The sequence below is a fragment of the Fluviicola sp. genome, assembly GCF_039596395.1.
Taxonomy (GTDB): Bacteria; Bacteroidota; Bacteroidia; order Flavobacteriales_D; family Crocinitomicaceae; genus Fluviicola.
Genome location: NZ_JBCNJT010000001.1, coordinates 263843 through 285837 on the forward strand (window position 1 = coordinate 263843; position 21995 = coordinate 285837).

Genomic DNA, 21995 nt, shown 5'->3' on the forward strand with positions numbered 1-21995 from the left:
AATTGTAGGCACGCGATGCTTCGCGTACCTACCTGGTTTTTTATTTATTCATGGAACAAAAAATGACAATAATCTGAAATTTAACCGACGTTATTTCCCTGAAAATGCTTACCTTATAGGGCTAATTGGAACTATGAGAACTTCCGGACAAAAATTGCTTACTCCGCACCTCACAAGCGAAGCTTCATTAAAGACTTTGGTAGAGAACAGAACCGTTCATACGCTGGATTACTGCGAATTGAATTTGTTTGAAACCTACCAGGAATCGCATTTGGTGCCTCTGAAATTTAACGACCTGGTGGTAACCAGTATGCTGCGCGGAAAGAAAGTCATGCATTTGTTTGACGATCCGGAATTTGATTATTTTCCGGGTGAAACGGTGATTGTTCCTTCACAGGTTGAAATGAAGATTGATTTCCCCGAAGCCAGTTTCGATAATCCGACGCAATGTTTGGCTTTGGCAATCGATCATCAAAAGATCAAAGACACGCTGCACTTTTTAAACGAGCGTTATCCCAAAGAAGGTTCTTCCGATTTCTGGCACCTGAACCATTCGGACTATTTCTTCTACAACAACGAAGAAATGGCAACAACGATCAATAAACTGATTAAGATTTGCATGAGTACGGCACTCACAAAAGACGCGCTTGCCGATACGGCCTTGCAGGAATTATTGATTCACATGATCCAGCTTCAAACAGTAAACAAACTGGACGGATCCGGGTTCAAAGATCACTCGTCCCTTTTACAACACATCGTGAAGTTTATTCGTTCGAACCTCAATGACCGTTTGACGATGACTGATCTGACCAACGAAGCGTGCATGAGTAAAACCTCTTTTTACCGCTACTTTAAGCGTGAATTGGGAATGAGCCCGAATGAGTTTGTTTTGAAGGAGCGCATCAAATTGGCAAAATCACTGCTTAAAAACCCGGATATCCAGGTGAACCAGGTGTGTTTCGAATCCGGTTTTGACGATTGCAACTACTTTATCCGGGCATTTAAGAAAATAGAAGGAATCACCCCGAAACAATTCCGGCAGTGCCAGGGAATTAATCCGTTAAAAATCTGAGTGGAGTCAGATTTGCTGCTTCTTCTTCCGTAAAAAGCCGGCTTTTGATAATGAAGCGAACTCCCATTGGGATTTCCAGGGAAAAACTGGAACCTCTTCCGGGTGTTACGTCCAAAGTCAGATGCGTGAACTTCCAGTATTCGAACTGGTCCTTACTCATCCAGAATTCGCACCCTTCAATTTCTCCGAGGCAAACATCGCTGTTTCCCACCTTAAAATCACCCTTCTCAAAACACATGGGCTGAGAGCCGTCACAACATCCGCCACTCTGATGGAACATCAATTCCCCGAAACGGTTCTTTAGCTGATTGATAACCTCAGCAGCTTCCGGCGTAAGATCAATTCGTGCATACATAGTCTTTTCTTATTATGGTTAAAAAGCCCACGGAACAGTTAGCTCCGCAGGCCTGATTGAGAAACTACCCCAGTTTCTCACCCTTGAACATCTATAAGGTTCAATCGCTCAAACGAGTTAAAAACATTCAAATACTTGAGTTTTTAATCACTTTGAACCTGTTGATCTCTTTGAACCTTTTAAACCCTTAAAAGAATCCCAGTTTATTTTTATCGTAAGAGATCAGCATATTTTTTGTTTGGCGGTAGTGATCCAGCATCATCTTGTGTGTTTCACGGCCAAATCCGGATTTCTTGTACCCGCCGAACGGAGCATGGGCCGGATAAGCGTGGTAACTGTTCACCCAAACACGTCCTGCCTGGATGGCTCTCGGTACCTGGTACAATTCATGTGCATCGCGTGTCCATACGCCTGCACCCAATCCGTACAACGTATCGTTTGCAATTTCGATTGCTTCTTCGGTTGTTTTAAAAGTAGTTACACAAACCACAGGCCCGAAGACTTCTTCCTGGAAAATGCGCATTTTGTTATGGCCTTTCAGGATTGTCGGCTGGATGTAATATCCGCCTTCCAGATCTCCCGGAAGTTTTTGAACAGATCCTCCTGTAAGTACTTCAGCACCTTCTTCCACACCGATCTTCAGATACGACTGGATCTTTTCATACTGGTCGTTGGAAGCCTGTGCACCCATCATTACGTTTCCGTCCAGTGGATTTCCCATAACAATGGCATTGGTGCGCTCAATGACACGTTTCATGAATTTATCGTAGATAGACTCATGGACCAATATGCGCGAAGGGCAGGTACAAACTTCTCCCTGGTTGAGGGCAAACAATACCGCTCCCTCAATGGCTTTGTCAAAGAATTCGTCGTCCGCATCCGCAACGGAAGGGAAGAAGATATTCGGGGATTTACCTCCCAATTCCATGGTGGAAGGAATGATGTTCTCGGAAGCATATTGCAAAATCAGTCGTCCGGTGGTGGTTTCACCCGTAAAAGATACTTTGGAAATGCGCGGTGACTGGGCCAATGGCTTTCCAGCTTCCAGCCCGAAACCGTTCACAATATTGATCACTCCCGGAGGAACCACGTCTTTGATCAGTTCCATGAGAATAATAATGGAAGTCGGAGTTTGTTCTGCGGCTTTTACCACCGTACAGTTTCCGGCTGCGATTGCCGGGGCAATTTTCCATGTGGCCATCAATAAAGGAAAGTTCCAGGGAATGATTTGTCCGACAACACCCAACGGTTCGTGTAAAGCAATACTAACGGTGTTGTGGTCCAGTTCGGAAATCGTGCTTTCTTCCCCGCGGATCACTCCGGCGAAGTAGCGGAAATGGTCAATGCACAAAGGCAAATCTGCAGCGCGTGTCTCACGGATTGCCTTTCCGTTATCGATGGTTTCTACGGTTGCCAGGTATTCCAGGTTCTCCTCCATGATGTCCGCGATCTTGTTCAATACACGGCTTCGTTCTGCTACGGATGATTTTCCCCAGGTTTCAAATGCTTTGTGGGCAGCATCCAATGCCAGTTCAATATCTTCTTTGGTTGAACGGGCTGCTTTCGTAAAGACTTTTCCGTCGATCGGAGAGATATTGTCAAAATATTCACCTTTTACAGGCGGAACAAATTCCCCGCCGATGAAATTATCGTAATGGGATTTAAAATTTGGTCGTTGTGCTGTTGAGCTCATAATTATCGATTTAATAGAATTACAAATGAACCGGGAAAGTGAAAAGTTTTATAGCACTATTCGTTCAAATGATAGCACAATTGTTCCTGGTGAATTGAAAACGCAAAATGAATAATTGAATAGGGGACATTAGTGTAAGATCATCGTATGCAGATCTTTTCAATTCTCAATATCATTTTCAATTTCTTGTTTCGCAATTCATAATTCGGCTTTCGCAATTATTTGTCGTATTTTTAAAGCATGTTGACCCGATTTTTGCGAAAACTCAACGGCGGAATATTCTTTCTGAGAAATAGTTTGACTCCCCGCCAATTCTTATTGATATCAAGCGTAATTGTTGGTGTTTCCTGTGGTTTGGCAGTGGTAGCACTGAAATCGTTTGCCCATGCGGTGTTGGTATTTGCCAAAGAGCTCAATCAGCAATTGCATTTCAAGTACGTCGATTTCATTCTGCCCGTTTTCGGGATCGTACTGACGATTCTGATCACTCGCAGGCTCCTGAACGGGAAGCTGGAAAAGGGAACCTGGCGGATTATTTATGCCATCACTAAAAAATCGAGTATCCTGCCGCGCAAGCAGATGTACGCACAGGTCATTACCTCATCCGTAACGGTTGGGTTCGGTGGTTCTGCCGGTTTGGAATCCCCGGTAACGATCACAGGTGCCGCTTTCGGATCGAATTACGCCCGCGTTTATAAATTGTCGACCAAAGAACGGACTTTACTCCTGGCTTGTGGTGTAGCAGCAGGAATTGCAGCCGCCTTCAACGCACCGATCGCCGGAGTATTGTTTACCATGGAAGTGCTTTTGGCGGATGTCGGGATTACGGCCTTTATTCCATTAATGCTGGCTTCTGCTTCGGGGGCTTTGCTTTCCGGCGCGATCCTGAATGAGAGTATTTTGTTGTCGTTTAAGAACATGGCCGCTTTCGAAATGCGAAATGTGCCGTTCTACATTATCTTGGGAGTTCTGACAGGCTTTATTTCCGTTTACCATTCGCGTGTTTTCAACCGGGTAGAAACCTGGATTGAGCACTGGAAAATGGGGCCTTACCAAAAAGGAATAGCCGGGGCCTTATTGCTTTCTGCATTGATCTTTGTGTTTCCGTCCTTATTCGGGGAAGGATACGATAGCATTCGTTCGCTTTCCAGCGAAAAAGTATTCAACCTGCTCGACGGAACCTTGTTCGAATCGTTTAAACAATCGTGGTTTCCGCTATTATTTATCGGTGCTGTGGTATTCCTGAAAGCCATTGCAACCGGTTTGACTTTGGGCTCGGGCGGTAACGGGGGAAATTTCGCACCGTCCTTATTTGTGGGAAGTTATACCGGGTTTGCCTTTGCTTACGGCTGGAATTTAACCGGGATCGCTTTCTCCCTTCCGATCACGAATTTCACGATGGTCGGTATGGCAGGCATGCTCAGCGGGTTGTTTCATGCTCCGCTGACGTCGATTTTCCTCATTGCGGAGATCACCGGAGGTTACGGCCTGATGATTCCGCTGATGATCGTTTCTTCCATCAGTTTTGCGATCTCAAAGCGCTACTCCAATCATTCCATGGATATTGTAAAACTGGCAGAGGAAGGCCACGTGGTGCGCGCAGATAAAGACAGACATGTGTTGTCTTCCATAGAGAGTGAAGATATCCTGGAAGAAACCATGGTGGTGCTCAAACCCGATGATACCGTTTCGACCTTGTTTTTGACGGTTCAATATTCGCAGCAGGCTTTAATTCCGATTGTTTCGGACAACGGCATCCTGCTGGGAATGATCTACCTTGACGATTTACCGACCATTCTTCCGGTCTATTCCTCCGATCCGAATACACACCTGGAAGTGGTGATGGAACCGATCCGTTATTCCCTCAATCCGCGGAGCACCATGGAACAGGTCATGGAAATGTTCGAGCACTCCAAATTGAATTACCTGCCGGTAATCGATAACGACCAGGTGATGGGTTATTATTCCAAGCACCGCTTGCTGGAAGCATACCGCAAACGGGTCATGGAGAATATTGTGGAGTGATTTTTTTACATTGGAACTTTTGAAATTTCTATTTTAGAAATTTGAAATCTAATAGTTTACTAATGTTACTTACTAACGATACTATTCAAAACACTAAAGATTGGTTAGATTATACTGATGTATTTCTTGACCCAGTTCTCTTAATACTAACTTTTTTCCTTGGGTATTGGATTTCCAATTGGCAAGTTAAACGAAAAGAAAAAAAGGAATTAAATGAACTATACGATTATTTCCTTTTATACTTAGCTCGACAAGAAGCTACAATATCTTTACAAATCAAGGCAATAGAGGAACTTATTAATGAGTTAAATTACCTGAAACCATTTAAAACGATAAGAGCTAAATTTATTATTCAACCAATTGAACTTTTAGAAAATTTAAATAGGGCTCAAATTGTTGAATCATTTAAATTTAAAAGTCATCCACCCGTTGAGGCTATTAATCTGTTTGTATTTATTAACCTCTGTGTCGAAAATTTTAAAAATTTTCAAGATTCACATTTAAACTTTGGGAAGAGACAAAATGAAATCCTTTATAAGTGGAATGAATTAATTAAAGATTTCCACATTTCGAAAATCAATTCGATTAATATGTCCACAACAGATATCATTAATATTCCAGAGTTGATGACTTTGAATAGATATTATAATGATTTTTGCGAGCTAAAAGACCCAACCCCGGAAAACGTAATGGAAGTATGCATTACCCCTTTGAAAAAGTATTTTGGCGAACTAGGAAAAATTGACCATACGAATAGTTATGCTATTCATTATATACCTAAACTTGAACAAATAAGAATAACATATTTTACAAGTGAAGAGTATATTAGACAACAACAACAATATCTTAAGGACATGCTGGAAGTATTGAAGGTGCAAATGGAAAAATCAAAAATCAAGAATTACATTACTAATCTTTAGACGAAGAAGATGTTTTCTTCAATGTGTTGAAATGGAAAATAAAATAAAAAAAAATTGGTTTGAAGATAATCCGACAAAATCGATAATTACTTATACGCTTATAATTATAGGAGCTGCTTGGGCTTTTTATAGATTTACTTTTGAAGAAAATAAACTTGACTTGTATAAAGCTCAAATTGAATCCAAAAAATCTGAAATTTCTCAATATATGGCGAGGATTGATTTTTTAGAAAAAGAGAATACTAGATTAAATGTTATATTAAAAGATTTTGAAGATTGGAATTCAAAAAGTTCAGATCCTGGATTGTTTTATAAAAATAAATTTAAAGAGTTAGCATTACTAAAAGCTAAATATGAAAAATCTCTTGCTTTAAATAATACGGTTTTAAACAATACAGCACACAATTCTAAAAACTCAAAAACTTCATTAGATGTTGATATCTCAAAATCGAGTACTTACATTAACGATGATTTAGGAATTGTAATTGCTGTAAACGATGTTAACCTATATGGTGATTGTAATATTACAATTAGTGTAGGGATGAAAAAAAATGAAACTTTTAAAGATGTAAAGGTAGGAAGACAATTTTCCTATGATAAAATAAGTATTACTTTGAGTGAAGCTCAATATATTGGTTCATACGCAAAATTTCATATTTCAGTTAATTGATGGAATAACTCTTCTATCTTTGCCCGAAAATAAAACCACCCATGAAAATCATTAGTAACATCTTTTTCCTGGTCGCAGTTCTTTTAGTCTTTGATTCCTGCACCATCACCAAACGTCATTTCGGAAGCGGATATCACGTGGAATGGAACAAGAAATGGAAAGAGAATGAAGCAGCTTCTGTCGCTGAAAAACAAGATGCTCCATCTGATACTTTATACGCTCAGGCAACGCCCGTTTCCAAACCAGATTCCGATAAACTTCCGTCAAAGAAAGAACCAAAAGTTGTTGTTATTGAAACGGTATCGGAAAAAGAGGGAGTAACGGAGAATTTGACGGTCGGTGAAACAGGAATAGCAGAAAAAACAGTTCAGGACGGAATTACTTCCGGGGATGAAACCGTTCAGGAGCAAGTGAAAACCGCAACTGCGGCAGATGATCAGCCAACAGATGCTGCACCGAAGAAGAAAGTAGAACCGTTGACCTGGGTGGCATTTGCATTCCTGCTCGCAGGAATAGGATTCGGTTTTCTGCCGTTGTCCCTGTTTTCAAGTTTCGCCCTTCCGCTGATTTTATTTTTCCTCTTTTTCCTGATCGCATTTATCAATGCAGTGAGTTCTGCAATACGCATCAAACGCAACCCGGAAAAATATAAGGCAAAAGGATTCACCTGGCTGGTCCTGGTGCTTAGTTCCATTTGTTTCGTATATGCCCTGACGACTTTGCTTCTTTATATGATCAAAGGGTCCGTCCTGAGTTTTGGATAATTGTCAAAAAAGCCCGGACTTTGAATTTTATTTTGCTAACTTGCCTGAATGTAAAACCACGAATAGTCAATCATGGAGGAAGTTTTAAAAGACGGCGACTTTTGCATTGTTACAGCCGGAACTCACAAAGGAAAAAGCGGTACTGTCCGCGATTTGAATGTGAGCAAAACCGGGCATTTAACCATTACGGTAGTCCGGGAGAACGGAGTACGGTTTAAAACATTGGGCAGGAATGTACGCGTTCAGCCCAAACAGATTGATACAAATTGATACACGCATTAACATGAATAAAAACTTAGCCCTTGTCACTAGTTTGCTGGTATGTCTGAACAGCTTTACACAGGTTTTGATAAACGGTGGCCTTGAAGGGCCTGAAAGTTCGATTACTCCGCCAAATGGTTGGGAAGCGGTGCCGCATACGGATCCGAATTGCGAATCAGTGTACCAATTTGGTGCTACTCCGGATGTTACCACAGCAACAGGTCCGGTGGCTTCAAACGGCATCAACGGAAATCCGCATGGTGGGCTCTCATTTGTGAGTGGTCTTTATTTAGGCTCGCCCGTAGAAATTACCCATCACGAGGGAATCAAACAAACCGTTTCGGGCTTTACACCCAATGAGGAATACCGCATTTCTTTCTGGCAAACGGTTATCAAGCAGCAGTCTACAGATTGTCTCGACACTACCGGGAGTTGGGGATTCTACCTGGATGATAACCTGGTGGCAGTCGTTCCGATGAGCCATAGTTTGCTTCCTCCGGCCAGTTTGAACCATGTATGGGATTACCGGGAAGTGTTTTTCACAGCGACTGCTGCAGACCATGTTCTGAAGTTTCTGCCGGCAGATGATGATACCAATCAATTAGATCAGCAGGGAGATATGGGAGCTGCTTTGCGAATGGGGATCGATGATGTGGAACTCATTCTTGCAGCCAGCGCCGGATTGGATGAGTCGGCCTCCAATACTTTGAAAATATCACCTTCTCCTACAAACGGGGAATTTCAATTATCCGTTAAGGACGGGATGATCATTCAACGGGTAACCATCACAAACTACCTGGGAACTGTAATTGATTACCGGGAGTTAAACAATACAACTGCGAAACTGGATCTTACAGGAAATGCTGCCGGTATTTATCTCGTTGTAGTGACATATGAAGGAGGGAAGACGATCACTTCAAGAATTCAGAAATTATAAAGTACGGATGCGAAGCACCGCGTCCCCTCTTATTATTTTTCAATTTGATCAAATAACTGTTTAACAACTGCTTTCAACTTTTTTGCTTCACTAACAAGACTCAGGTGAACAATAGATCCGAAAAGTCCGGTAGCTCCAAGCAACATCGCAATACGTACCAGCCAATGGAAATCGTTCCCGAACAGACATCCTGCCGCAAATAGGAGTTGAATGAAAATGAGAGCAAACCAGGAAATTTCAGAATACTTGATCGTGACATTGATTTGTGTGAGATCTTCAGGTAAAGACTGGAAACGGATATAAGCATCCGCCGAAAAACTATTCCGTTCAAACATTTTTGCCCGGCTGCTAACCACAAACTCATCCCAGTTAAATTCCACCGAATAAAATGTGTCTGATCCGAATGTGGCCTTCTGTACAAGGTCTTTTTGACTCAAATCCTTTAGTTCCCGGATTAAGAGCTCTTTATTCTTCGGAAATTGAAAATGGTATGTTCTTTTGAAAAGCATGCTTCAAATATACCTGAGAATTCCTTACAGGATACTTGCCAGGATTGAATACTCCAGGATTCCTGTCCAGTCGATCCGACCCCCCATTTTATAATTCCGATAGAATTAACGAAATAGTAAATAATATCTTGTGAACCTGAGTCAACTTTTAAATGGGAAAATTTCCGACGGGCTCCTACGTACTCTATACTTTCTTGCGATTTGTCTCATTTATTCAAACCAAGCTATGTGCTCTATGTGAACTATGTGGTTCATTTTTTTAAGGGATTAATTTAAACCAATCCAGCGGTTTATCCGTCAAATTGAACTTCAGCGTAAACCGGATGCGCTCCGCATAATTTTGAGTAAGGTATGCGTTGGTGATATTTTCTGACTGGACCACCGGGAAATAAACCCCGAAAGTTGTTCCCAGTCTCAGTGCCAATCCTGCATCAACTGCTACGGTAGGAGTAGTTTTGAAAGCCTCGTCAAACATTCCGAAATCCGCGTAAACACCGAAGATCTTTGGCCCGACCGGTGATTCCAGGTAGAAGTTGGCAGTTGTCATCCAGGTAGTCGTCATCCCGAAATATCCCGATTTCCCGTTACCTGCAGTAGAACGGAATCCTCCCATGTTATCCAGGCGCTGTTGCGACCACATGCCGGTTTGTGCCGAACGCCCGAAGAAATAATCTTCCACGAACAGATCCTGGCTTCCGCTGGCGCCACTGAGTGCATAGGCATAATTGAAGGCGTTTCCGGAATGGTACATGTTGAAATTCCAGTAGTTTCCGGCAAACAAACGCAACTCAACCCAGCGTGACCGCTTGTTCTTCACATAGCGGTATTTGTAAGTGGCAGCAACGGATGAACGGGTGAAATGGTCACTGTTGACCGGGTTTGCTGCATAATCCGTTCGGACCTGCAGATTCACCCGGTGATCTTCCCGTGAAAAATTGAAATCGTATTGCAGGTAGCCGCCAACCAATTCGCGCTGTTTCGGCCGGGTGATATCCAGGCGGTACATGGATTGCACACGAATGTTCTGGCTGATCGGTCCGCCCACCCGGTTCCCGATTTTTGCCGTCCAATAGGGAAGAATGGCCACGTAATAACCGTCGTTCGTTCCCAGCGTATCGTTTTTAAAGGAGCGCAGGGAAACTCCGAACCGGGAAAGTTTCAGGTGCTTCTTCGGTAAACAGCTGATACTTGCTTCTGCAATCCCGGAAATCCGTTTTCCGCCGAAGGAATACATCGGGGCTAACAGGAATTGAAAGCGTTTGGACGGGATGCTGAAATTGTGGAGCGCTGCGCCCAGCATGAATTTGTCGTAGGCATTTCCGCCTAAAACAGGACTCCAGAACAGGTTGCTTCTCGTAGGCTCGTTCTTCCCGATCAGGAATTGCAGGCGTGGGCGTTCAACCTTCCCGAAAAGCCCTCTCTGATGCCAGTAATTATTTGTCTGGAAAATTTCCGGAGCCTTTCCGCTGGCATTGATCTGTACGGCATCCATTTCGGAGTCAAAAGTAACCTCTTGTTTTTTGGAACCGTTTTCAACCCAAATGGTTTGGACTTTTTGGCCGTTACGGAATCCGCTTACTTCAATCGGTCCGTCGACCTGCCCGGCATTTTTAACCGTAACAGTTGTTGTTCCGCCAAAGGATTTCACTTTGGTAAGCTTGTAATCAATGTAATTCGTTGTTTGGATCAGATCCACGAAAAGCCATGAAAGATCCTTTCCCGTAACGCGTTCCAGTGTCGCACGCATATCCTCGGGTTGCGGATGCTTAAAGCTCCATTCGTTGTAATAGCTTTGCATGGCCCGGTCATAAAGCGAATCGCCCAGGTATGCTTTCAGGTAGTTGAAGACCAACCCCGTTTTCTGGTACATAATTCCGGCATAGTTGATTTCAGTGAAGTTTGCCGAATGCGTTTCTATCGCCTGGTCTTCCCCGATTCCGGCAATGATCCGGTACATAAAATCCCCGCTGTCGTAATGGCTCAGGTGATCGAAATGAAACCTGCCATTCAGGATCTGGTCCGACAGGTTCGTGTTCTTCGGGTATTTCGTATACATGTAACGCATTTCGTTCATGGTGTTCATTCCTTCGTCCATCCATCCGTGAACGCGTTCATTGCTCCCCAATATCCCGTAAAACCAGTTGTGGCCTACTTCGTGCACGATAACCGTTTCCAGTTCGATGTCTGATCGCGAATCCCCGATGACTGTGATATTCGGGTATTCCATACCGCCCCCGGCAGAAATCGTTCCGTCAACGGCAGTAACGTGGTTATACGGGTAATCCCCGTTCCAAAGCGAGTAATAGTATGTTCCGTCGCGAATGTATTCCGGGGCACGTTTCCACAAACGGGCGTTCCCGGGAGTAAATAGCGACCAGGTCGTTACTTTGCGTTTGGAATGCGGCAATTCCACTTCGCCTTTCAAAACCAGGTAGCGCTTATCTGCAAACCAGGCAAAATCGTGAACGTCTTTTTGCGTATATCGAATGGTTTTCCATTCAGGAGAGGAGGCGGGAAATTGGTTGCTGTTATTCTCCTTTTGCAGGTAACTCTGCAAATTTGCCTGGGTAGAAGCTGCCTTTTCATCCAGGAAGGCAAGCTCGGAAGGTGTTTGCAAATCTCCTGTTGCACCTACCACATAATTTTCCGGAAGCGTGATCGAAACATCAAAAGTCCCGTATTCCGAATAGAATTCGCCCTGGGTTAAATAAGGCATCTGGTTCCAGCCGTTCTTGTCGTAAACCGCTGGTTTCGGGTACCATTGGGTAATCTGGTACGATTGTCCCACATGACCCAGTCGGGAAACTTCTCCAGATGGGATTTTTACGTGAAAAGGAGTTGTAACGGTAACAGATTCACCCGGCCGTAAAGGCGCATTCAATTGCAGTTTGGCAATATCCGGGTTTTGAGGATCGAAACTGAACAAAGCATCCTGGCCGTTCACCTGGAAGTGAAGCGAATCAATTCCGCCGCGGATGGAATCCTTCCCGAAGGTAAGAATACCGTCGCCGGTTTCGTACAATTGTTTCCCAAGAGCCGTTTTCCCGCTGGTATAAGCATTCGGCCACAAATGAATGTAGAGGAAATCCAGCGTCTGGGGAGAATGATTGTGATAAACAAAGCGTTCGTATCCGCTCAGCGTATGTTTCACGTCGTCCAGTTTGACAGTAATCGTGTAATCAACCTGCTGCTGCCAGTAATTCTGACTGAATGCATGCAGGAATACACCGGAAAAGATTGCGGATAGTAATAGGGATTTCATCTTGTTTTTCTCTGACTGCAAAATTAATCGAATATGCAGTAGCAAAGTAAAATTTTACGCCCCTACCGGTTTAATAACTATTTTTGTGAAATGCAGCGCTTTTTAGTTATTCAAACAGCTTTTTTGGGAGATGTCATCCTGGCTACTCCCGTAATCAGCGAATTGAAGCGTTTGCATCCTTCAGCGGAAATTGACGTGCTGGTACGAAAAGGGAACGAAGCCGTTCTAAAGAACCATCCGGCCATCCATGAAGTGTTTTCCTTCAACAAAAAAGAAGGAAAGTATGCTGAAATGCGGCGGTTGGTCCGTTTGTTTCGCGCCAGGAAATACGACGAGGTGATCAATCTGCAGCGCTTCGGAAGTTCAGGAATCATGACCTTTCTTTCCGGGGCGAAAAAGAAAATCGGTTTCAATAAAAACCCTTTCTCATTCTGTTACGACATCAAAATCAAACATGAAATCGGGACAGGGAAACACGAAGTGGAGCGCAACCTCGAATGCATTGCACACCATGGAGCAAATCAGCTGGTGCGACCCCAGGTTTTTCCTTCTCCCGAAGATCGTGCGAAAGTGGCAGAATACACACAGGGACCTTTCTACACACTGGCTCCTGCGTCCGTTTGGTTTACCAAGCAGCTTCCGGAACATAAATGGGTTGAACTGGCCAATAACCTGAAGCAAAAAGGAACCGTTTACCTGGTTGGCGGCCCGGCCGACTTCGAATTGTGTCAGCGCATATTGCAAGCAGCGCAACTGCCTCCAGAGAATAATTTGGCCGGCAAACTGAACTTGCTGGAATCCTGCGCCCTGTTTGAAAAAGCAACCCGTTGTTTTGTGAACGATTCCGGTCCTTTACACATGGCTACCGCGGTGAATGCCCCGGTTACCGCCTTCTTCTGCGCAACCGTTCCGCGCTTTGGTTTCGGCCCGCTTTCCGCTGATAGTGAGATCCGCGAAACGAAAGAAGTACTGACCTGCCGGCCTTGTGGTCTGCACGGCGGCAAAGTTTGCCCGGAAGGACATTTCAGATGCGGAAATATCAATGTGAATGTTTGACCACGAGGCGCACCAGGACCACGAAGATTTTTTGGTTTTATAAGTGTGAAGTAGCAATCCACAACAAAAAACTATGTGCTCTATGTGTCCTATGTGGTTCAAAGTCCGCGAGCAGAGCGAAACCACCAATTCCCTTCTTGAAAAACAGTTCACATCAATCGTTTCTTCAATCCCACAACAAAGTACTATGTGACCTAATGTGTCCTACTGTGGTTCATTACGCAAAAACAACCTCGTGCCCTTCGTGGTAAAAAAATGAGAGCGAAGCGAAACCACCAATTCCCTTCTTGAAAAACAGTTCACATCAATCGTTTCTTCAATCCCACAACAAAATACTATGTGACCTATTGTGTCCTACTGTGGTTCATTACGCAAAAACAACCTCGTGCCCTTCGTGGTAAAAAAAAATGAGAGCGAAGCGAAACCATCAATTACCTTCTTGAAAAACAATTCGCATCAATCGTCTCCCAATCCCACAACAAAATACTATGTGACCTTATGTGTCCTACTGTGGTTCATTACGCAAAAACAACCTCGTGCCCCGTGGTAAAAAAATGAGAGCGAAGCGAAACCACCAATTACCTTCGTGAAAAACAATTCGCATCAATCGTTTCCCAATCCCACAACAAAAATACTATGTGACCTATTGTGTCCTACTGTGGTTCATTACGCAAAAATAACCTCGTGCCCTTCGTGGTAAAAAAATGAGAGCGAAGCGAAACCACAAATTCCTTCTTGAAAAACAGTTCACATCAATCGTTTCTTCAATCCCACAACAAAGTACTATGTGACCTATTGTGTCCTACTGTGGTTCATTACGCAAAAACAACCTCGTGCCCTTCGTGGTAAAAAAAAATGAGAGCGAAGCGAAACCACAAATTCCCTTCTTGAAAAACAATTCGCATCAATCGTTTCCCAATCCCACAACAAAATACTATGTGACCTTATGTGTCCTATGTGGTTGAATTACATGAACGTATCCCCGTGCGCCTGGTGTCCTTTGTGGTTACTTCAACGGCAGGCTCACCCGTATCGTCGTTCCTTTCCCCACCTCGGAATGCACCACGTAAACCTTTCCTTTGTGGTACTCAGAAACAATGCGTTTTACCAGCGAAAGCCCCAATCCCCAGCCACGTTTTTTGGTCGTGTAGCCCGGTTCAAAGATCGACTTGAACTGTTTGGGCAAAAGTCCTTTACCCGTATCTGAAATTTCAATGTACACGCGCTCAGGCACCACTTTGATTGTAACATCCAGTTTTCCTTTCGATTCCATCGCATCCACGGCATTGCGGATAATGTTTTCCATCACCCATTCCATCAGCGATTTATTGTGGCTCACCATCACTGGTTCATTGGTGAAATGAGCAGTCATTTCCACCTTCTGCGAAATGCGCGGACGCAGGTAATCCATCACGGCCTGTACGGTAATACGGATATCGCTTTGGGTCAATCGGGTTTCCGAACCGATCTTGGAAAAACGCTGCGAAACCGTATCCAGGCGTTCGATGTCTTTCTGCATTTCGGCAATGATGCTCTGGTCTACATCCTGGGTTTCCAATAATTGCACCCAGGCCATCAGGGAAGAAAGCGGAGTTCCCAATTGATGGGCAGTTTCTTTCGCCATACCAGCCCAAACCTGGTTCTGTTCAGCCTTACGGAAAGTACTGAAAAGCAGGTAACCGATAAAAATGAACAACCCGATGATCAGGAACTGGATGTACGGGAAGAACTGCAATTGCTTCAATTCGGCCGAATTATCGAAATACAGCAGGTTCACCTCATCGCCTCCGAAAGAGATTTGGATCGGTTCGTTGACTAACTCCAGGGAATGCAGCGTCTTTGCCAGGTTTTTCGGAGAAGTTTTTTCTTTCGGGAGATTGCTGGAAATCAGTGAATCCTTGTGCTTGTCCATCAGCACCACCGGGATCAGTTTGGAGTCGTTGATCAATTCGCTGTTGAAAGCAGTAATCAGCGAGTCCCGTTCTTTTTCCAGTTGAATGGTTCTTTTGGTATCGGTGTAGAACGAGGTCATCGTTAAACCTTTGACCACTTCAATGCGGAAAGGAACGTGTTTTTTCTCCCAAACGGTGGTCAGTGCCAATAAACTGTCTTCGTATTTCCGGATCAGTTCCTTGCGGGATGCTTCCGGGTAAAGAGGCCGTAAATCTGCCGTATCGAAGTCAATATTGGTGTAACTGGAAATCTGGTTTTGATCGTCCACCAAAATGACCGGAATGTCTTTGTTCTCGTCGATGATACTGATCGGGAAATGGTAATCCGGGAAACAATTCAGGTTCTCAGGTTCCTTGGAAATTTCCTTTGTCGCATCGAGGTAAAGTTTAATTTTCCGACGCTCATAGCCCCGCAGCTGACGGAAAGCACGGTCTGTAAATTCGACCAGTTCAGCTTTTTTCTTGATCGCATCTGCCCATTGCTTCGCACGCAAACGCTCCCGGTCGGATACTTTCTGTACCGTTGAATTCGATACCCATAATGAAGCAGCTACCATAATCAAAGCGATTACCAGCAGCACGATTTTCCATTTCTGTTTGTTGGAGTATAAATTCATCAGTTACGAATGTAGTTAAAAACGGGATTTTGTGAAGTAAATTGTTCCAATTCAATTTTCCTTTCCTACCCTTGCATCTTCACTTTCGCAGAGAAGAGGCAATCTGGTCCTCCTCCCTTGAGGGAGGATCGAGGAGGGTGGATATCGCCCGGAGGCCGTCCACTCCAAGCCACCTCCTCTGACTGATTCTGATGCTCGTCAGAGTCGTCAGACCTTAATCCCTCCTCAAGCAGGAAGACTGGAATTTTTCATTAATTTTGCGCCTGAAAACAACTAGAAAAACATGGCTGACTTTTTTTACCAGGAGCCGTTTCCTATTCAAAAGGACACGACTGAATACCGCAAAGTTTCTTCCGATTTTGTTACCGTTGAGAAGATCGGGAACAGGGAAATACTGAACATCGATCCGAAAGCATTGGAATTCTTAGCACAGGAGGCATTGGCAGATGTTTCCTTTTACCTGAGAACTTCCCATTTGGAGAAATTACGCGCTATCCTGGATGATCCGGAAGCAACGGATAACGACCGTTTTGTGGCTTACAACCTGTTGCAGAATGCGACGATCGCTGCGGAAGGACAATTGCCTTCCTGCCAGGATACCGGAACGGCTATCGTAGTGGGCAAAAAAGGAGAAGACGTCTATACCGGCGTGAATGATGCTGAATACCTTTCCAAAGGAATTTACAATACTTACCAGGAGCGCAACCTGCGGTATTCGCAGATCGTGGCTTTGGATATGTTCGAAGAGAAGAACTCCGGTTCCAACCTTCCTGCTCAGATTGACCTGTACGCCACACAGGGAGCGAAATACGAATTCCTGTTCCTGGCTAAAGGTGGAGGTTCTGCCAACAAAACATTCCTGTACCAAAAAACAAAGTCCTTATTGAATGATGCTTCCCTGGAAGAATTCATCAAGGAAAAGATCAAGGATTTGGGAACTTCCGCTTGCCCGCCATACCATTTGGCGTTCGTAGTAGGAGGGACTTCCGCTGAAGCGAACCTGGCGGCAGTGAAAAAAGCTTCCGCGGGATATTACGATCATTTACCGACAGAAGGAAATATGGGCGGCCAGGCTTTCCGCGATTTGGAATGGGAAAAGCGCATCCAGAAAATTTGCCAGGAAAGTACCATCGGGGCACAGTTCGGTGGAAAATACTTTACACACGATGTACGGGTGATCCGTTTGCCTCGTCACGCGGCATCTTGTCCGGTTGGATTGGGAGTTTCCTGCTCTGCCGACCGTAATATCAAGGCAAAAATCACCAAAGACGGGTTATTCGTAGAACAATTGGAGAAAAATCCGCGTCGTTTGTTGCCGGAAGTTCCGCCGCATTTGGAGCCGCCTGTAACAATTGACCTCGACAGGCCGATGGCTGAAGTATTGGCTGAATTGTCCAAATACCCGATCAAAACACGTTTGAAACTGAATGGAACATTGATCGTGGCGCGCGACGCTGCTCATGCCCGCATCAAAGAATTAGTGGATGCAGGCCAGCCGATGCCGGAATACTTCAAGAATCACCCGGTTTATTATGCAGGCCCTGCCAAAACCCCGGAAGGAATGCCATCCGGAAGTTTCGGACCTACAACGGCGGGCCGCATGGATTCATACGTAGACTTATTCCAGAGCATGGGCGGAAGCATGATCATGCTGGCAAAAGGAAACCGTTCGAAAGACGTAACCAATGCCTGTAACAAATACGGCGGATTCTACCTGGGATCAGTTGGAGGCCCGGCAGCGATCCTTGCAAAAGAAAACATCCTTTCCGTAGAATTGGTCGATTTCGAAGACATGGGAATGGAAGCAGTTCGCAAGATCACCATCAAAGATTTCCCGGCGTTCATCATCACAGACGATAAAGGAAACGATTTCTTCGCGAATTTGTAAAAGACATAAAACACAATGGCAGGGGCGGTACCGTATACGGGATTCCGCCCCTGCTGGTTTATGGTAAAGCTGTCATCGTGTAACAGGGTTTCACTTATCTTTGAAGAAAACTGCAAAATGAAAAAAGAAACCTTGCTATTCTTTATGCTGTTAGGTGGGTTATCCTTTGCAAATGCTCAACCCCGCTTTGTAAACGGGACCTATGAGAACGGGTTCCATATAGCACAGGTCGACAAAACGCACATCCGCGGATATTTTGAAAGTTATACCGGAATGGATGAAACTACCGGACAACCACTGTTTTCCTGTGTTTTTATGCTCGAAGGAACCTTCGATGGCGGAGATAAATACACGATCAAAACCTATTACCCGTTCGATGCCGACACGATCCGCGGGAAACTGATGGTAGCCGATACAAACATGATCCACATCTGGCTGGATGAAGATCCCGGAGGATGCTGGAACGTACAATCCTTTGCATCCGGCTGGCAGACCTTCATGCTCGACAAAAAAACACCCGTTATCAACTACTCGTACATCAAATCCGACAAAGCGTATTTCCACCAGTCCCCCGACCCGAAAACAGTGCGTAAAGGCTACATCCTCAAAAGCCAGTTTGTACAGGTTGAAAGGATCCAAAATAACTTTGCGTATTGCAGGTATGAAGGGGAGAAGGTAACGAAAGGATGGATTAAGCTGGGAGATTTGGGGAGGTAACACAATATGGAATAAACGTAGGCACGCGATCAATCGGATACCTGCTGTTTTTATAACGAACCGTTTTTTAAAGCATCAAATGGGTATATTTGATGAAATCATTGAATGAAAAACCGGCTGCTTTTTATCGTTTGCCTCTTGCTGCTGTCTGCACCTGCTTTTGCTGCTGAAAATCCGGCGTACCTGTATCTTAAAATGCCTTCCGGGATCAACACGAAAAAGTACCAATACCGGCTCCTTACGAATAATGTGAATAAGAGCAATACACGTGTCGGCTGTATGTTTTCTTCTATTGATCAGCCGGGACAAATCATTATCTGTGAGGTGGAAGATACCCTGGTGGACCTTCAGTTCATTGTAAAGAACCGCTGGGGTCCGGGTGAATACCTGCATCACCGTATCCGCATTCAAATAACGTCCGATTCCGTTTTTTATACCATTCCGGAATTGCCGGACGAAGCGGCAATAGATGCACATATCCGCGACAAGGAAAAGGTATACAGAAAGGAGCAACGCCGCGATGGGTTTCATGCGTTTATGACCGATTGGAAATCTATTTATACCTATGTGAATTTCTACCAGGGAAACCGCCCTTTCGGAGAGCTAAGCTTCAGTAATGCCCGTTACAACGATATACCGGTTAAAAGAGGAAGTTTATTCAGAAGCCGTCTGGAATACAAACCCGGTTTTATCCGGGGGCCGGTTTATGGCGCCGAGTTTAATTTCCTCTGGAGGAAACAAGATTTCATTCTCGGCCCTAAGATCGGCTTCCATCTGGCTATGCGTGCTGTCAACCTTGGTTTAAGTGCGGTTTATTACACCGATTTCACGCACGGCCTGGTTTGCCTCAAACCCCGCATCGGTATCAACCCCGGTATTCCCTGGGTCAATTTCTCCTACGAATACGCAATCCGCTGCGGTTACAACTATTTCGGGAACCGGATCAATGCCCATCAATTCAGCGTGTATTTTATCATTCCACTCAGGGTGGTGGAGTATGACTAACCAGGGAAGCACAAAACCTGGTGACTCTCTGGGTTTTTTCGATTAAAAGGATGAATCAGAATCATCATTAGTTATGGGTTTATTGAACCAGCGTTTAACCCATCGCTTTCTGATTTTCCATTCCCAATCCGTGTATTTCGGGAAATAATATTCGAAAAACCGGATGGTGTATAATACTTCTTTTTCGAGGTTTAAGTCGCGAGTGTTTTCCAGGTATTTGGCATCAAGTGTTTCTTCAAACAAAATTTGTTTCATGACAAAGGGAGGTAGTTTATTGAACCCTTTGTAGTCGTATTTCTCATCGAATACAATGCTGATTGCTTCATAGTTTTTAGTTTTTTTACCCGGGGAATGATGAAGGATGTTCGGGATGAGTTCCTTCCTGGTCGATGGCAGGATTTCATCATTGCGGAGAGTTCCTAGTTTCTCGAAAATTAAACCCGCTTCTTCATCGGTAAATTTCCGTTTCTTTTTAAAATCCGTTGTGTTGAGTACTGGACAAAAGTGTTCAATCCATTTGTTAAAGGTTTCTGCATCTATCAGGTAATACCGGGTGAAAAACTTTTTGGAGTATTCGATCTTCTTTATTTTTTCCAGGTCCTTTTTACTCATCAATTCGAAAATATAAATAAGAATCTGCATCGTATCAAGCTTTTTTTGCTCGACGTAATACTCATACAAACGCAGATAAACCTGGTGATCTTCATCGAAAGAATCAACAGGCACATTGCTATGCCCGTTGATAGGTCCATGTTCGTTACCCTCTGCTGCTCCAGTAAGCATCATTATTCGGATTTAGTTGATTGGAATGGTTATCCAATTCTTCTTTGGAATAACGGTAACAGTTGTCTGCTTTTTTCATATTTATACGAATTAAAATTTAGTCAAACTTAGAGGTAAGAAAGTTAGTTAACGGAAAAAATCGGAGATAGAAGAATCAGTGATTTAAATTCTTTAAGTGGCTTGATGTGATCATTAATAATAATCATGGTTTTTAAATTTAAAATATCATCGAATGTACTTGAATTTCAATCTCTTGTACCACCTGATTTGTCAAGATATGTTAAAGCAGATCAGCAGCTTATTAAGTGATGGCAACGGATGATTATTTGCAGGGAAAGGGTGATTATTCCGAAAGCTCCTGAACGATTTATACTTATTTTAGCAACTTATTCAACAGCCGCTACATGAAGAAATACCTGTGGATTATTTCCCTGAGTTTATACCTGTTGGCTTTTATTTTGCCGGTGTATTCCACCACGAAAGGTCCGGCTACTTTCGGTCAGGGGATTCCTATGCTGGCCTTGGGCTGGATCCAGGCATTCACCGAAAAAGGACTCGCATTGGCATGGTTCGCCAATCCGTTATTCATCATAGCCCTGTGCACCACCAAAAAGTATCCGGTTACAAGCGTGTTCTTTGCCGCCTTTGCAATCCTCACAGCACTTTGTTTTCTCCGTGGCGGTGTTATTTACCTGCCCCACGACGCAACACATTTCGCCTACCTCACCGGAATAAAGATCGGCTACTGGACCTGGCTGGCGAGCATGGTGGTGGTTTTGGTGGGGGCGGTTTTGAGGTGGAAGGGCAGGAATTAGGCTACTCCCAAATTTCCAAGTGAGTCGCTATTACGAATTTGATGGATTTCATCACAAATCAATTTCAATTGCTTCATATCTAATGCCATTTTGTGTGATGCATTGATGATTGTTTGTGCAAATGGATCAATACAGATACACAATCTTGGGTCGACCTTTTCATCTTCTTTTTCAACAAAATTACTTAGGAATTGATTAAGTAATTGCGCAACCAGAGCCGATTGCTGGTTGTTGAAAGGATCTTTTTTAGCAATATGTATTTTAAATGCACCAATATATTTTTGACCTTCATATTCAATTCTGAAAATAGAATTAGGCGAAACCTTAATGTTAATACCATGTATGGGTAAGAAATTCGCCTTTGTTTCAATATATTCTAATCTGAAATTTTTCACAAATGGTGGAAGTGGCATACTTTTAAAAAGTTCCAATGCTTCAATGGAATATTTGTTATCTCTTTTTTTCCAGTCCGTATCCGGGATTTTGTTTTTGATCCGTTTAATACCATTATCCAAAATAGATTGATTTCCTCCAGCTAAGATGTATTTAATTATAGGCCATTTGGCTGCTTGATAATGGAAGGGTCTGTCAGGATCAAAGCTCAGTTGGCCCTGGATAAGTGTTTTCTTTTCAGAAGGAGTGCTATTCAAAAATTTAGCTAAAGAAATAAGTGAAAAATCGAGATCTGTCATTT

General features: G+C 43.8%; 19 protein-coding genes. 12 read left to right on the forward strand and 7 right to left on the reverse strand.

Annotated features, from left to right (window positions below; all coding sequences use genetic code 11):
• Positions 1-133 precede the first annotated feature (133 nt).
• On the forward strand, positions 134-1072 hold the full coding sequence (locus ABDW02_RS01070; protein ID WP_343631272.1) for an AraC family transcriptional regulator: 939 nt from the start codon (positions 134-136) through the stop codon (positions 1070-1072).
• On the opposite strand, the gene ABDW02_RS01075 is transcribed toward ABDW02_RS01070, so the two are convergent.
• Positions 1053-1427, reverse strand: a complete 375-nt coding sequence (locus ABDW02_RS01075) for a DUF779 domain-containing protein (protein WP_343631274.1) — start codon at positions 1425-1427, stop codon at positions 1053-1055. The genes ABDW02_RS01070 and ABDW02_RS01075 overlap by 20 nt on opposite strands.
• 187 nt (positions 1428-1614) lie before the next feature.
• A complete protein-coding gene (locus tag ABDW02_RS01080) occupies positions 1615-3120 on the reverse strand; it encodes an aldehyde dehydrogenase family protein (protein WP_343631276.1) in 1506 nt (501 codons plus the stop codon).
• 240 nt (positions 3121-3360) lie between these two features.
• Here ABDW02_RS01080 and ABDW02_RS01085 point away from each other — a divergent pair, with 240 nt between their 5' ends.
• From ABDW02_RS01085 to ABDW02_RS01110, 6 genes are all read left to right on the forward strand, one after another.
• Entirely contained in the window at positions 3361-5145 is a 1785-nt protein-coding gene (locus ABDW02_RS01085) for a chloride channel protein (RefSeq protein WP_343631278.1), read from the forward strand.
• Between the two features lie 62 nt (positions 5146-5207).
• A complete protein-coding gene (locus ABDW02_RS01090) occupies positions 5208-6065 on the forward strand; it encodes a hypothetical protein (RefSeq protein WP_343631280.1) in 858 nt (285 codons plus the stop codon).
• Between the two features lie 31 nt (positions 6066-6096).
• Positions 6097-6735: a hypothetical protein gene (locus ABDW02_RS01095; RefSeq protein WP_343631282.1), complete on the forward strand. Its 639-nt coding sequence runs from the start codon at positions 6097-6099 to the stop codon at positions 6733-6735.
• A 41-nt stretch (positions 6736-6776) separates the two neighbouring features.
• On the forward strand, positions 6777-7499 hold the full coding sequence (locus tag ABDW02_RS01100) for a hypothetical protein (protein WP_343631284.1): 723 nt from the start codon (positions 6777-6779) through the stop codon (positions 7497-7499).
• A gap of 72 nt (positions 7500-7571) precedes the next feature.
• Positions 7572-7769 carry a KOW motif-containing protein gene (locus ABDW02_RS01105; protein WP_343631286.1) on the forward strand — a complete coding sequence of 66 codons (198 nt, stop codon included), beginning with the start codon at positions 7572-7574 and terminating at the stop codon, positions 7767-7769.
• A 13-nt stretch (positions 7770-7782) separates the two neighbouring features.
• Complete coding sequence (locus ABDW02_RS01110) at positions 7783-8697, forward strand: T9SS type A sorting domain-containing protein (RefSeq protein ID WP_343631288.1); 915 nt, start codon at positions 7783-7785, stop codon at positions 8695-8697.
• A gap of 32 nt (positions 8698-8729) precedes the next feature.
• Here the strand turns inward: ABDW02_RS01110 and ABDW02_RS01115 are convergent, their stop codons facing one another.
• Together ABDW02_RS01115 and ABDW02_RS01120 are read right to left on the reverse strand one after the other, a co-directional pair.
• Complete coding sequence (locus ABDW02_RS01115) at positions 8730-9206, reverse strand: hypothetical protein (RefSeq protein ID WP_343631290.1); 477 nt, start codon at positions 9204-9206, stop codon at positions 8730-8732.
• 259 nt (positions 9207-9465) lie between these two features.
• A complete protein-coding gene (locus ABDW02_RS01120; RefSeq protein ID WP_343631292.1) occupies positions 9466-12468 on the reverse strand; it encodes a M1 family metallopeptidase in 3003 nt (1000 codons plus the stop codon).
• Positions 12469-12558: 90 nt separating this feature from the next.
• On the opposite strand from ABDW02_RS01120, the gene ABDW02_RS01125 reads away from it, so the two are divergent.
• On the forward strand, positions 12559-13524 hold the full coding sequence (locus ABDW02_RS01125; protein ID WP_343631294.1) for a glycosyltransferase family 9 protein: 966 nt from the start codon (positions 12559-12561) through the stop codon (positions 13522-13524).
• Between the two features lie 1006 nt (positions 13525-14530).
• On the opposite strand, the gene ABDW02_RS01130 is transcribed toward ABDW02_RS01125, so the two are convergent.
• Complete coding sequence (locus ABDW02_RS01130; protein ID WP_343631296.1) at positions 14531-16093, reverse strand: HAMP domain-containing sensor histidine kinase; 1563 nt, start codon at positions 16091-16093, stop codon at positions 14531-14533.
• A gap of 283 nt (positions 16094-16376) precedes the next feature.
• Between ABDW02_RS01130 and ABDW02_RS01135 the strand changes: the two genes are divergently transcribed.
• From ABDW02_RS01135 to ABDW02_RS01145, 3 genes are all read left to right on the forward strand, one after another.
• A complete protein-coding gene (locus ABDW02_RS01135) occupies positions 16377-17981 on the forward strand; it encodes a fumarate hydratase (protein ID WP_343631298.1) in 1605 nt (534 codons plus the stop codon).
• Positions 17982-18098: 117 nt separating this feature from the next.
• Positions 18099-18698, forward strand: a complete 600-nt coding sequence (locus tag ABDW02_RS01140) for a hypothetical protein (protein WP_343631300.1) — start codon at positions 18099-18101, stop codon at positions 18696-18698.
• A gap of 105 nt (positions 18699-18803) precedes the next feature.
• Positions 18804-19703, forward strand: coding sequence for a hypothetical protein (locus ABDW02_RS01145; RefSeq protein WP_343631302.1), 900 nt, complete (start codon positions 18804-18806; stop codon positions 19701-19703).
• Between the two features lie 42 nt (positions 19704-19745).
• Here the strand turns inward: ABDW02_RS01145 and ABDW02_RS01150 are convergent, their stop codons facing one another.
• Complete coding sequence (locus ABDW02_RS01150) at positions 19746-20489, reverse strand: hypothetical protein (RefSeq protein ID WP_343631304.1); 744 nt, start codon at positions 20487-20489, stop codon at positions 19746-19748.
• Between the two features lie 401 nt (positions 20490-20890).
• Between ABDW02_RS01150 and ABDW02_RS01155 the strand changes: the two genes are divergently transcribed.
• Positions 20891-21301, forward strand: a complete 411-nt coding sequence (locus ABDW02_RS01155; protein ID WP_343631306.1) for a hypothetical protein — start codon at positions 20891-20893, stop codon at positions 21299-21301.
• On the opposite strand, the gene ABDW02_RS01160 is transcribed toward ABDW02_RS01155, so the two are convergent.
• Entirely contained in the window at positions 21298-21993 is a 696-nt protein-coding gene (locus ABDW02_RS01160; protein WP_343631308.1) for a hypothetical protein, read from the reverse strand. The genes ABDW02_RS01155 and ABDW02_RS01160 overlap by 4 nt on opposite strands.
• Between the last annotated feature and the right edge of the window lie 2 nt (positions 21994-21995).